10 protein-coding genes are annotated in these 12,415 nt (G+C 68.1%); 4 read left to right on the forward strand and 6 right to left on the reverse strand.

Annotated features, from left to right (window positions below; translation table 11 throughout):
* Positions 1-2 precede the first annotated feature (2 nt).
* From E6C72_RS25010 to E6C72_RS25035, 6 genes are all read right to left on the reverse strand, one after another.
* A complete protein-coding gene (locus tag E6C72_RS25010) occupies positions 3-1,613 on the reverse strand; it encodes an AMP-binding protein (protein ID WP_247875847.1) in 1,611 nt (536 codons plus the stop codon).
* Positions 1,614-1,702: 89 nt separating this feature from the next.
* Complete coding sequence (locus E6C72_RS25015; protein WP_109087082.1) at positions 1,703-2,551, reverse strand: p-hydroxycinnamoyl CoA hydratase/lyase; 849 nt, start codon at positions 2,549-2,551, stop codon at positions 1,703-1,705.
* A gap of 64 nt (positions 2,552-2,615) precedes the next feature.
* Entirely contained in the window at positions 2,616-4,085 is a 1,470-nt protein-coding gene (locus E6C72_RS25020; protein WP_109087081.1) for an aldehyde dehydrogenase, read from the reverse strand.
* A 127-nt stretch (positions 4,086-4,212) separates the two neighbouring features.
* The gene (locus E6C72_RS25025) at positions 4,213-5,649 is read right to left on the reverse strand and encodes a methyl-accepting chemotaxis protein (RefSeq protein WP_109087080.1); all 1,437 of its coding nucleotides are present in this window, start codon (positions 5,647-5,649) and stop codon (positions 4,213-4,215) included.
* 193 nt (positions 5,650-5,842) lie between these two features.
* A complete protein-coding gene (locus E6C72_RS25030; protein ID WP_109087079.1) occupies positions 5,843-6,862 on the reverse strand; it encodes a phosphotransferase enzyme family protein in 1,020 nt (339 codons plus the stop codon).
* A gap of 8 nt (positions 6,863-6,870) precedes the next feature.
* The gene (locus E6C72_RS25035; protein WP_199228815.1) at positions 6,871-8,169 is read right to left on the reverse strand and encodes an aspartate aminotransferase family protein; all 1,299 of its coding nucleotides are present in this window, start codon (positions 8,167-8,169) and stop codon (positions 6,871-6,873) included.
* A gap of 288 nt (positions 8,170-8,457) precedes the next feature.
* Between E6C72_RS25035 and E6C72_RS31860 the strand changes: the two genes are divergently transcribed.
* From E6C72_RS31860 to E6C72_RS25055, 4 genes are all read left to right on the forward strand, one after another.
* A complete protein-coding gene (locus E6C72_RS31860) occupies positions 8,458-9,081 on the forward strand; it encodes a TetR/AcrR family transcriptional regulator (protein WP_158280201.1) in 624 nt (207 codons plus the stop codon).
* 96 nt (positions 9,082-9,177) lie between these two features.
* Complete coding sequence (locus tag E6C72_RS25045; RefSeq protein ID WP_109087078.1) at positions 9,178-10,215, forward strand: AraC family transcriptional regulator; 1,038 nt, start codon at positions 9,178-9,180, stop codon at positions 10,213-10,215.
* A 426-nt stretch (positions 10,216-10,641) separates the two neighbouring features.
* Positions 10,642-11,955: an FAD-binding oxidoreductase gene (locus E6C72_RS25050; RefSeq protein WP_211100504.1), complete on the forward strand. Its 1,314-nt coding sequence runs from the start codon at positions 10,642-10,644 to the stop codon at positions 11,953-11,955.
* A 55-nt stretch (positions 11,956-12,010) separates the two neighbouring features.
* Positions 12,011-12,370: a cupin domain-containing protein gene (locus E6C72_RS25055; RefSeq protein WP_109087077.1), complete on the forward strand. Its 360-nt coding sequence runs from the start codon at positions 12,011-12,013 to the stop codon at positions 12,368-12,370.
* The last annotated feature ends 45 nt before the right edge of the window (positions 12,371-12,415 follow it).

Raw genomic sequence — 12,415 nt, forward strand, 5'->3', positions numbered from 1 at the left:
GGTCAGAGCGCGCCTTCGCTCCGGTACTGCTCGCGCAGCAGGTTCTTGCGCAGCTTGCCCGACGCGGTGCGCGGCAGCTCGTCGGCGATGACGATGCGCTTTGGCGTCTTGAAACGGGCGAGGCGGCTGCGGCAATGATCGATCACCTCCTGCTCGGTCACCGAACAGCCGGCGCGCGGCACGATGAAGGCGCAGCCGACCTCGCCCCATTGCGGATCGGCGATCCCGATCACGCAGGCTTCCGCCACCGTATCCAGTTCCAGCAGCGCCGCCTCGACCTCGGCCGGATAGACGTTCTCGCCGCCGGAGATGAACATGTCCTTCTTGCGGTCGACGATGTAGTAGAAGCCGTCGCCATCCCGGCGCGCCGTGTCGCCGGTGCGGAACCAGCCCGCCGCATCCGCGTTGGCCGGACGGTTCCAGTAGCCGGGCGAGACGTTCGGACCGCGCACCAGAATCTCGCCGACCTCGCCGTCCGGGACGTCGTCGCCGGCATCGTCGACCAGCCTCAGCCGGACCGAGGCCGGCGGCAGACCGGCGGATCCCGCCTTCGCCGCGATGCGCGACAGATTGCCCACCGGCATGCCCAGAACGGTGCCGCCCTCGCTGCTGCCATAGCCATCGGCCATCGGCACGCCGTCCTCGACGAAGCGCCGCACGAGCGCGGGCGGGTTGGGCGCGCCACCCGTGCCGAAGAAGACCAGCCGCGACAGCTTGGCCGCATCATAGCCCGGCTGCTGGCGCAGGGTCTGCGCCATCTGCGGCACGCACATGTAATGGGTGATCCCCAGCGCCGGATCGGACATCCGCTCCAGCGTCAGCACCGGGTCGAAACCGGGCGACAGCAGCAGCGTGCCGCCCTGGAGGAGCGTGGTGCGGCAGATGGTGACGATGCCGATCACATGAAACAGCGGCATGTCGCACAGGAAGACGCTGCGATGATCGACCCGGTTCAGCAGGGCGAAGTTGGTCGCGGTGAAGAAGGCGGTCTGCTCGGTGTGGATGGCGCCCTTCGGCTGGCCCGAGGTGCCGGAGGTGTAGATGATGATCGACGGCGCCCCGGCGTCGCGCGGCGGTGGAGCAATGGGCGGCAGCCCGGCGACCGGCTCCCCGCCTTCCTGTGCGCTGCGCACCAATGCCGCATCCACCGGACGCAGTCCCGGCACCCTTTCCCGCACGGTCTCGACGACACCCTGCGCCGTCGCGGCGAATCCGTCGCCATGGATCAGCAGCGACGGCGTCGCGTCGGCGGCCAGCACCGCCAGCTCCGGCACCGTCAACCGCCAGTTCAGCGGCACGAACACGGCGCCGGCACGGACGCAGGCGAAGGCCGTGATCAGCTGGTCGATGCTGTTGCGGCCAAGCCAGACGACCCGCCGCCCGCCGGCGCCCCGCCCCGGCTCTACATCCAGGCAGCGGATCAGCCACGCCGCACAGAAATCGATCCGCCGATGCAGCGCCTCGTAGGTCAACCGCTCGCCGGTGGCGAGGTCGACGCAGGCCAGGGCATCCGGCTGAACCGCGGCCTGATAGGCAACTGGATCGGGCGCTTCCCAGCGCAGGCCGGCACCGGTCCCGCCATCCCCGGACTCTCCGGGTTCGGTCACAGACATTCCCACCCTCCCATTTCCGACCGCGCCGGCCTTGCCCGTTTGATTCGGGCTTCTGCCGCCGGCGCGGCCGATCATTCATTCGTCGGATTTCAGCCGCGCTTGTAGGCGCCGAGCCCCGGACGATAGGTCTTGTCGTCGATGAACTGCTTGATGCCCTGCTTGCGCCCCTCCGACTTGTCGAGGAAGTTCAGCGATTCCTGACGGACCACCAGATAATCCTCCGCGGCGTCGAACGGCATTTCAACCACGCGCTTGAAGGCGTCCTTGGCCGCCTTCAGGGTGTGCGGGTTCTTTTCCAGCAGGTTGTCGGCGATCGCGCGGACCTTGGCGCGCAGCTCCGCCCGCGGGACGGAGAAGTTGACCAGCTTCATCTCCGCCGCCTTGCGGCCGTCGAAGGTCTCGCCGGTCAGGATGTAGTACATGGCTTCGCGCTGGCTCATCAGGTCGGCGACCACCTTGGTGACGTTGCCGCCGGGGATGATGCCCCAGTTGATCTCCGACAGGCCGAACTGCGCCTCGTCGGCGGCGACCGCCAGATCGCAGGCGAACAGCGGGGAGAAGGCGCCGCCGAAGCACCAGCCGTTGACCATGGCGATCGACGGCTTCTCGAACCAGCGCAGGCGGCGCCACCAGCCGTAGGAATCGCGCTGGGCGCGGCGGGTCGCCATGTGGCCCTTGGCCTCGGTCTCGCGGAAATACTCCTTCAGGTCCATGCCCGCGGAGAAGGAATCGCCGGCCCCGGTCAGCACCAGCACCTGGCAGCGGTCGTCCACCTCCAGCGCGTCCAGCACCTCCAGCATGCGGGCGTTCAGCGTCGGGTTCATCGCGTTGCGCTTGTCCGGCCGGTTCAGCGTGACCCAGGCGACGCCGTTTTCGAACTCGATGGAGACCACGTCTGCGGTGTCCGGATTGGCGGTGGTCTGCGGCTGCGTCGTCATCTTTGGCTTCCTCTGGTATTCTTTGAGATATGTCGGGACGACGCCCCAGGGCGTCAGTCGGGCGTCAGATCGGGAAATGGCCGGGCTGGGTCTCGACCGTGATCCAGCGCAGTTCGGTGAAGGTGTCGATGCCGGCCTTGCCGCCGAAGCGGCCATGGCCGCTGGCCTTGACGCCGCCGAAGGGCATCTGCGCCTCGTCATGCACGGTCGGGCCGTTGACATGGCAGATGCCGGAGCGGATGCGCCGGGCGACGCGCAGGCCGCGCGCCGTGTCGCGGGTGAAGACGGCGGCCGACAGGCCGTATTCGGTGTCGTTGGCGACGGCCACCGCCTGCTCTTCCCCATCGACGCGGACGATGGTGACGACCGGGCCGAAGGATTCCTCGGCGTAGATCCGCATCTCCGGCGTGACATGGTCGAGGATCGCCGCCGGCAGCAGCGTGCCGTCGGGCGCGCCGTTGCGGTGGAGCACCGCCCCCTTGGCGACCGCGTCGTCGATCAGCGACTGCACATGGCGGGCGGCGCCGAGATCCACCACCGAGCCCAGCGGCGTGCGCCCCTCGCGCGGGTCGCCGGCGACCAGCGTGGCGGCCTTGGCGGCGAACTTCGCCAGGAAGGCATCAGCCACCTTGGCGTCCAGCACGATCCGCTCGGTCGACATGCAGATCTGGCCCTGGTTGAAGAAGGCGCCGAAGGCGGCGGCCTTCACCGCCTCGTCCAGATCGGCATCGTCCAGCACCAGGAAGGGCGCCTTGCCGCCCAATTCCAGCAGCACCGGCTTCAGCTGCGCCGCCGCCCGCTGGGCGATCAGCCGGCCGACGCGGGTCGATCCGGTGAAGTTGATGCGGCTGACGGCGGGATGGTCGATCAGGGCGTTGACCACCTCCGCCGCATCCTCCGGCGCGTTGGTGACGACATTGACCACCCCGTCCGGCAGGCCGGCCTCCTGGAAGGCCCGACCGATCAGCGCATGGGTGCGCGGGCAAAGCTCCGACGCCTTCAGCACCACGGCGTTGCCGCAGGCGATGGCGGTGGCGACGGCGCGCACGCCGAGGATCACCGGCGCGTTCCACGGCGCGATGCCCAGCACGACGCCGACCGGCTGGCGCACCGCCATCGCGAGGCAGCCGGGCTTGTCGGACGGGATCACCTCGCCGGCGATCTGGGTGGTGAGCGCCGCCGCCTCGCGGATCATCGACGAGGCAAGCATCACATTGAAGCGCGCCCACCCTTCGGTCGCCCCGGTCTCCGCCGCCATCGCCGCGACGAAATCGTCGGCGCGGGCGGCCAGCGCATCGGCGGCCTTCAGCAGAAGCGCTCGGCGGGTGTTCGGCCCGGTTTCCGACCAGCCGGCGAAAGCGGCCAGTGCCGCCTCCGCCGCGGCACCGGCGTCGGCCGCGGATGCGGCGGCGGCCACCGTCGCCACCCCGCCGGTGATCGGGTTGCGGCGCTCGAACCGGCGCCCGCCGGTCGCGGGAACCGCCCGGCCGCCGATCAGCAGGTCGGTCGGCGCGGCAACAGACATGTCTTCCATGGGAGTCTCCAATCCGCCCTGCTGCCGTTGGGCAGCGGATGAACCTTCAGGCATATTGTTATGTTATATAACAGTTATGAACGCGTCAACGCCAGAATCGCGTCCTTGAAGCGCGTGCCGTAAGGCGTCAGCCGGCGGCCGGCAGCAGCGCGATGCTGAAGGCGCCCCAATGGCGCCCGCGCACCAGGATCGGCGCATTCAGGATGGTGATGAGCACCCGTTTGCCGCCCCCCATGTCGCGGGGCATGGTGTGGATCGACGGGCGCGGCGAACTGGCCGCCTTCAGCCCGGCGCGGAAGCGGTACAGCCGTCGCCCGCGGCAATGCGCGGCGTTCCACACGGGGTCCGGCCCCTGCGGCTGATTGTATCGGTGGTTGTGGGTGGGCAGATAGCCGTTGCGGTCGGCGATGGTGGCGAAGGCGACGCGCGGATCAAGGTCCAGCAACGGCTCCTGCACCGCCGGCAGAACCCGGTCGGTGAAGGCGGTGAATCTGGTCAGAACCTGTTCGGGGTTGGTGCCCGGAATCGGCCGGTAGGTCTCGTCGAACAGATCGCCGAGAGCGATCTCGCCGGACTCCACCGCCTGCTCGAACAGGGTGGACACCCGGGCCGCCGCCTCCACCGTCGCGGCGAGGAAGGGGCTGTCGTCGGTCGCCACCGGGCCGGTGCCGATATGGTCGATCAGCGTCTCGCTGAGTTCCAGAAGCGTTTCCAGCCGACGGTTCGCCGCCGTCAGATGGCCGGAGGAGCCGGCGACGGCCTGTTCCAGCTCGTCCAGCTCCCGTTCGACCGCGGTGCAGTCCTTCAGATTGGCGCGCACGCCCTCGGCGATGGCATGGGTGGCGTCGTGGACGGTGGCGACCGCCCCTTCCATCCCCGCCACCACCCGCTCGATCAGCGCGGTACCCTCGCGGGCCAGCGTGGCGCTGGCGGTGGCGGCGGCGCCGTCCTGGATCAGGCCCGACACCTGCGAGGTCAGGGCGTGCACGGTGTCGCCGATCTGCACGGTCGCCGTCTGGGTCTGGCGGGCCAGTTCCTTCACCTCCGTCGCCACCACGGCGAAGCCGCGCCCGGCCTCGCCCGCCCGCACCGCCTCGATGGTGGCGTTCAGCGCCAGCAGGTTGGTCTGCTTGGCGATGGCCTGGATCGCCCGCGACACCGACGCCACCTGACCCAGCGAATTGCTGACGAGGGCAAGCTGCCGTTCCATGCGGGTGACGCCGTCGATCAGTTCGGCGATCTTGCGCACCGCATCGGCGACGGCGCTGCGCGACCGGGCGATCTCGCCGGTTGCGGATTCGGCGGCGGCGCTGGCCTGTTCGGCGGTGCGGTCGATGGCGGCGTTGGTCGCGGTCATTGCTGCTGCGGCGCTGCGCAGGGTGCGGAACTGCGCGCCCTGCCGGTCCACCACCGCCGCCACCTCCTGCACATTGCCGGTGATGTCGGCCAGTTCCAGACCGATGGCGCCGACGCGGCGATAGACCTCGCGCACCACGGCGACGGCTTCGTCAGCGCTTGCGGTGACGCCTGCCGCTGGAGACGGCTGGCCCGTGGCGGACTCCATACGCTTCCCTCCCGATTTTTTGGATTTGTCCGGCGGCGGCGATGCGGCACGCGGCTGGCGTGCGCGAGGCCGGCGGCCACGCATCGTTTTGCTCCATGATTGTTATGATTTATACCAAATATTCGCGGCCGTCAATTTCCTATCGATCCGGGGGATCGTCGCCGGCATGGAACCGCCGGGCTGGAACCGGATCTCACCGGCCGGCGAGATAGGCCCCGGCCAGCCCGACGGTGGTGCCGACGAAGTGCGGGGTCATGGCGCGCGCGGTTTCCGTTTCACTGCGGGTCTGGACCCAGCCGAGATAGGTCAGGCTGCGCAGCAGCAGGAACAGCCCGAGATGCCGCCACTGTTCGTCGGGAAGCGGACGGACGGAGCGGTATCCGGCGGCCAGCGCATCGCGGACGATCCCGAAGCCGGGCCGGCCGACATGGAAATAGAGGGCGGTCGCCAGCTCGAACATGTGCCAGCCATAGCCGGCATCGTCGAAATCGATCAGCATGACCCTGCCGTCGCTCCACAGCAGATTCTCAGGCACGAAATCGGCGTGGATCAGCCCGAACCGGTCGGGTGAGCGGCCGAACTCCAGCAGGTCGCGCTCCAGATGCGCACAGGCCCGGTCGATCAGGGCTCGGTGCGGCGCAAGTTCCGGCAGCGCGCGGAAATCGCCCCACAGCGGCTCGCTGCCCAGGATTCCCTCCGCGCTCCAGGCATGGCGGACGAAGCCGGCCGGACGCTCCCACGACGCCGTATGGGCGTGCAGCTCTGCCGCCAGACGGCCGACCTGATGGTACAGCGCCGCCACCTCGGCCGGCGAACCGGCGATCCCCGCCTCCACCGAACCGACCGGCCGGCCGTCGAGCCAGCCGAGCATGTCCACCTGCAACGGCTCCGGCACGTCCGGCACGCGGACCTTGACCATCAGCGCCCCGTCGCGCGCCGGGATCACGGCGGGAACGGCGAGCCCGGCCTCGCGCAGCGCGGCCATCCATTGCAGTTCCGACAGCAGCGCGGCATCGCTGTGATAGGCGAAGCGGTGGATGCGCAGGGCGAAGCGGGCGCCGCCGGCGTCGCGTACGCTGTAGACCGCGTTCTCGCGGTACTTGATCAGCTCCGGCTCCCCATAGCGCCCGGGCCAGCGGGACAGGGCGCTGCGGGCCAGTTGGTGCATGCGGGCGATCTGCTCGGCGGGAGCCAGCGCGAAGAACTCCTTCATCGGCCGCCTCACAGATCCGAAAGGACGCCGTCGAGCGTCGACAGCAGCAGGTCGGCATCCGCGACGGAAAAGGGCATCGGCGGCCGCATCTTGAGGATATTGTCGTCCGGCCCGATCCGGCTGATCAGCACGCCGCGATCCCGCATGTCATTGATCAGGCGCCTGGCTTCCGCCGCCGCCGGCCGCCCGTCACGCATCAGTTCCAGCCCGAAGAACAGGCCGCGCCCGCGCACGCTGGCGATCAGGCCGTGGCGCGACGCCAGCCGCTGCAAGCCCGCCTGGATATGCGCGCCGACCCGGCGGGCATTGCCCTGCAAATCCTCCCGTTCGATGACGTCGAGCACAGCCGACCCGACCGCCGCCGAGACCGGATTGCCGGCGAAGGTGTTGAAATACAGCGCCTTCGATCCGAAGGCCTCGACATAGTCCGGCCGCGTCACCAGCCCGGCCAGCGGGTGGCCGTTGCCCAGCGGCTTTCCCATCGTCACGATGTCCGGCACCAGATCATAGGCCTGATAGCCCCACATATGGTCGCCGGTCCGCCCCAGGCCGGGCTGCACCTCGTCGGCGATGAACAGGCCGCCGGCCTGACGGACGATGGCGACCGCCTGTTCCAGCGCGCCCTTCGGCACGGCGGGCAGCCCTTCGGTGGAGAACAGCGTGTCGAACAGCATCGCCGCCGGCCTGATGCCATCGGCCTGGAGCGAGCGGACCGCATCTGCCACCTGTTCGGCGAAGCGGGCGGCCAGCGCGGCCGGATCGCCCTGCCAATGGGTCAGATCGGGAATCCCGACCGCGCGCACATGGGGCGCCAGCGCCTCGGGCGCCGGCAGGCCGGTGGTCGCCGCGGCAAGGCCGGCGGTGTTGCCGTGATAGCTGAAGCTGCTGACGATGATCCCCTGCCCGCCGGTCACGAAGCGCGCGATGCGCAGCGCCAGCTCGTTCGCCTCGCTGCCGGTACAGGTCGGCATCGCCACCGACAGCGGCGCGTCGAAAGTGGCGACGAGGCGCTCGGCATACTCCACCACCGCCTCGTGAAGATAGCGCGTGTGGACGTTCAACTGCGAGGCCTGCCGGCACAGCGCCTCGACGACATGGGGATGGCAGTGCCCGACATGCGGCACGTTGTTGTAGGCGTCCAGATAACGGCGTCCATCGGTATCCTCGATCCACACCCCCTCGGCCCGCCGGACATGAAGGGGTCTGTCATAGAACAGCGGCGAATGCCGCCCCAGGACCTGCCGGCGGCGCTCCAGCAGCGATGCGTCCGTGGGCATGGGAAAGGCCGAACTGGTGGATATCGACATGGGAGTCTCTTTTTCCGGAGTCGCAGCGACGGGTTGCGGAAGAGCTTGCGGAATTTCGGGACTGGTCAACGGCGTGCTGCCGGTCTGGCATCGCCGGTTCTAGGCGAGGCGATGGGCCGGTGCGTCAACGGCGATCCGGTCGGATCGGTGACCCGTCGACGCCACGATACCCAGACCGCTCGCCCGGATCAAGAACACCATATCCGATTTCTGAACTTTTTTTCCAGTTTTCGGCGGCACCGTCGGTTTTGGGTTTTTGCCGGCGGCACCGCACCCTATACTTCGGCCATGACGACCGACCGACCCATAAGCCTGCGCGAACGCAACCGCCTGAGAAACCGTCAGGAGTTGCTGAACGCCCTTCTCGACCTGTTCGCCGATGGCGGCCTGTCCGCCTGCTCAGTCGAGGCGGCGGCCCGACAGGCCGGCGCCTCCAAGACGACCGCCTACAGCTATTTTCCCGGCGGGCTGGACGAGATGCTGCGGGACCTGTACCGCAGCATCGGCGAACGGGTTCTGGAGCGCGGGCTCGGCCTGCGGGCCGGTGCCCCGGATGCGGAGGCGCGAATCCTGGCCTTGGCACAGGCTCTGCTCGACATTTGCGCCGAACCGCGGGTCGGGCGCTTCTACATGATGCTCAGCCCGGCGCTCAGCCCCCTGCTGGAACCGGTGATCGGCGAGACCTCCGGCCGCTTCACCGCGATGATCGCCGAGGATCTGAGCGGACTGGGCTGGCCGCCGGACCTCGCCGGCGCCGCTGCGATCCTCGTCAACGGTTCCCTGCGCGAAGCGGCGACCACGGTCGCCCGCGACCCGACACAGCGCGCGCCGCTGCTGGCCGCTTTCACGGCGATCCTGCGGGCGGCCCTGCCGGCCGGCCCGGCGACCGCAACCGCCAAGAGGGCAGTCTGACATCGGTGATCTTGAAGGGCATGGCCGGATCGGGCAATCATCCGGATCGTCCCCGGTCCGGCCCGACCTCCGCAATCGTCAGCGTCAAAACCCGCCATGCAGCCATCCGCGCCCTATGATCGCGAACCGAAGGCCTGGGCGGCGATCGTCCAGCCGCTGGTCGACGCGCTGAAACGCCGGGGGCAGTCACCCGACGCGCTGCTGGAACGCTTCGGCCTGTCGGAGTCCCTGCTTGCCGACCCATACCGGGAAATACCGTTGCGCAATTACGTGGCGGCCTTCGAGAACGCCGCGGTCCAGGTCGGTGACCCCAATCTGGGGCTGTTCGCCGCTCGCGACGTCACGCCCTTCACCCTCGGCCCGCTGGGTCTCCTGTTCATCAGCTCGCCGACCATCGGCGCCGCGCTGAAGGGTTTCACCGATTACATCGGCATGGTCCAGCAAGGGACGACCAGCAGCGTGGTGCGGGAGGGCGATGCCTGCGTCTTCCGCTACCGCATCGAGGACACCCGGATCGTCCGCCGCCGGCAGGACGCCGAACATTCGCTGGCCCTGGTCACCACGCTGATGCGTGCCATGGCCGGCCAGAGCTGGCGCCCGCTGGAGGTTCATTTCGAGCACAGCGCCCCGCCCAACCGCCAGCCGCACGAGGCCTTCTTCGGCGCCCCGCTCTATTTCGACCAGGGGGTCAACGCCCTGGTGTTTCCGGCCGCCACCCTGTCGATCGCCGGCAACCTGATGGACCGCCGGGTCGGCTCAATCGTCGAACACCACCTGCGCACCCTGCACGAGCGCGCGATGCCCGTCCGCTCCATCGAGGACGAGGTGCGCCGACTGATGGCCGACCATCTTCCCGACGGCAGCCGGTTCGATGTCGCCACCGCGGCGCGGGCGGTCGGCGTGTCGGCCCGCACGCTCCAGCGCGTGCTGCACAATTCCGGCGGCAGCTTCGCCGCGATCAAGCAGGACAAGCGCCGCAGCCTTGCCGAAACCTATCTGACCGACACCCGGCTGTCGGTCACGGAGATCGCCCATATCCTGGGCTATGCGGATGGCGCCTGCTTCACCCGCGCCTGCCGCCGCTGGTTCGGCTGCACGCCGTCGGCCTACCGCAAGGCCGCCCAAACCCGTTGACCTGCCAGCACCCTGGCATGTCGGCCCGCTGACCAGCCAAGCCGCTTGCCCATGCTTCCCGGCGTCAACTGGCGCGAACTATCAAAAAATTGGCGCCTACCATCAGGTGCGTCGAGGCTTCCAGGCCGATTATTGCTCGCATCACAAGCGTTCCGCTGTGGCAGCATTGTTTAAAAATGGGCAATCTGCATACTATTTAATCAATGAATGCCTCTGCTTAAACCTTTTGCACAGTGGCGCATAATATCAAGAATCTGGCGGCTTGGATCAAGTTGGCGCCCCCGCGCCGATGTCATGCTTTCGTCAGATCGGCACCAACCGGCACCAGAACATCCGGCTCCCGCCACCGCTCCCGAAGGTGGGATGGCCGTCACGCTTCCCATCGGGGCCGACCGCCCGCAGGCACGGATCATCATGAGCACTCCCATGAATACGCAGGCCATGAACAAGCTGGATGCCCTGAACTATTACACGGCGACACGGAAATACGATCTCGCCTTTCCCCGGCTGACGCAGGATCTCGACGCGGACGTGGTGGTGATCGGCGGCGGCTTTTCCGGCATCAACACGGCGCTGGAACTGGCCGAGAAAGGCATCACCGACATCGTGGTGCTGGAGGCGCGCCATCTCGGCTATGGCGGCACCGGGCGCAACGGCGGACAGGTCATGGCCGGCATCGGCCATGACCTGGAAAAGGTGAAGAAGCATGTCGGCGACAAGGGGCTGGAGGTGCTGTTCGGCATCGCCAACCTCGGCGCCGGCATCATCCGCGAGCGCATCGCCCGCTACGACATCGATGCCGATTTCCGCAACGGCTACGGCTATCTCGCCTTCAACGAACGGCAGGCGAACACGCTGAAGACCTGGCTGAAGGAGTTCCAGCAGGTCTCGCCCGACGACGACATCGAACTCGTCACCGGGGACAAGGTGCAGGAAGTCGTCGGCTCGACCGCCTATTGTGCGGCGCTGAAGCATATGGGCGGCGGGCACGTCCATTCGCTGAACCTGCTGCTGGGCGAGGCGAAGGCGCTGGCCGGCCATGGCGCCCGCATCTTCGAGAACAGCCCGGTCATCGCGGTGGAGTACGGCAACCGCATCACCGTGCGCACCAACGCCGGCAGCGTGCGTGCCGCCAAGCTGCTGTGGGCCTGCGATTCCTTCCTGAACGGACTGGAGCCGACCATCGCGCCCAAGACGATCAACACCTACGCCTTCCAGATGGCGACCGAACCGCTGCCCGAGGAGCTGATCCTGAAGATCAGCCCGATCCGCGGCGCCTACAGCGACATCCGGCCGATCATAGACTATTACCGGGTCACCAACGAGAACCGCCTGCTGTTCGGCGCCGCGACCGATTACCTGGATTACGTGCCGGGAAATCTGGCCGACTGGAACCGGGCACGCATGCTGAAGATCTTCCCCTATCTGGCCGACGTGAAGATCGAGCTGGCCTGGGGCGGACCGATGGCCTGCTCGGCCAACCTGTTCCCGCAGATCGGCAGCCTTCCCGGCCGGCCCAACGCCTTCTATGTCCAGGGCTATTCCGGCTTCGGCGTCACCCCCAGCCACATCGTCTGCAAGGTGCTGGCCGAAGGCATGAGCGAGCGGACCGAACGCTACGACCTGATGAGTTCGATCCCGCACCTGAACATCTTCGGCAAAAACAGCCTGCGCCCCGCCGTGATGTCGGTGGCCAAGAGCTGGCACCAGCTGTCCGGCTATTTCAACGGCCGCCGCTGACTCCCCGTCCGCTTCCCCCCTTCTCCACCAAGACGACCAAGGAAAAGGAAACCTCATGCTTCCGATCAAGCCCGGCCAGCCGCCCGCCCAACTCGATCCCTGGGGCACGGTCGCCGATCTCGGCTCCGAAATCCTCGAAGGCGAGGTGAAGGCCTTCGGCAAAATGGAATTCGGCGCTCCCGACGCCCCGGTCAGCTGCGGCTGGTTCTCCTGCACGCAAGGCCGCTTCCGCATGGTCTATCCCTTCACCGAGCATGCCACCGTGGTCGAAGGGACCGTCACCCTGACCGACGAGACCACCGGCCAGTCGCAGACCTACGGGCCGGGCGACAGCTGGTTCATCCGCAAGGGCACGCCGATCCTGTGGCGGATCGATAGCCCGGTCTTCACCAAGAACTACTTCGCGGTGGTCTGATCGCACGGTTCGGCGCCGCGAGGCCCCCGGTCCGCCCATCCCGGA

The organism is Azospirillum sp. TSH100, from assembly GCF_004923295.1.
Lineage (GTDB): Bacteria > Pseudomonadota > Alphaproteobacteria > Azospirillales > Azospirillaceae > Azospirillum.

Bases quoted from the DNA above. Each gene is read 5' to 3' on its own strand.
- E6C72_RS25010 (WP_247875847.1), bottom strand. From the start codon at position 1,613: ATGTCTGTGACCGAACCCGGAGAGTCCGGGGATGGCGGGACCGGTGCC.
- E6C72_RS25055 (WP_109087077.1), top strand. From the start codon at position 12,011: ATGCTTCCGATCAAGCCCGGCCAGCCGCCCGCCCAACTCGATCCCTGG.
- E6C72_RS25045 (WP_109087078.1), top strand. From the start codon at position 9,178: ATGCAGCCATCCGCGCCCTATGATCGCGAACCGAAGGCCTGGGCGGCG.
- E6C72_RS25030 (WP_109087079.1), bottom strand. From the start codon at position 6,862: ATGAAGGAGTTCTTCGCGCTGGCTCCCGCCGAGCAGATCGCCCGCATG.
- E6C72_RS25015 (WP_109087082.1), bottom strand. From the start codon at position 2,551: ATGACGACGCAGCCGCAGACCACCGCCAATCCGGACACCGCAGACGTG.
- E6C72_RS25025 (WP_109087080.1), bottom strand. From the start codon at position 5,649: ATGGAGTCCGCCACGGGCCAGCCGTCTCCAGCGGCAGGCGTCACCGCA.
- E6C72_RS25050 (WP_211100504.1), top strand. From the start codon at position 10,642: ATGAATACGCAGGCCATGAACAAGCTGGATGCCCTGAACTATTACACG.
- E6C72_RS25035 (WP_199228815.1), bottom strand. From the start codon at position 8,169: ATGTCGATATCCACCAGTTCGGCCTTTCCCATGCCCACGGACGCATCG.
- E6C72_RS31860 (WP_158280201.1), top strand. From the start codon at position 8,458: ATGACGACCGACCGACCCATAAGCCTGCGCGAACGCAACCGCCTGAGA.
- E6C72_RS25020 (WP_109087081.1), bottom strand. From the start codon at position 4,085: ATGGAAGACATGTCTGTTGCCGCGCCGACCGACCTGCTGATCGGCGGC.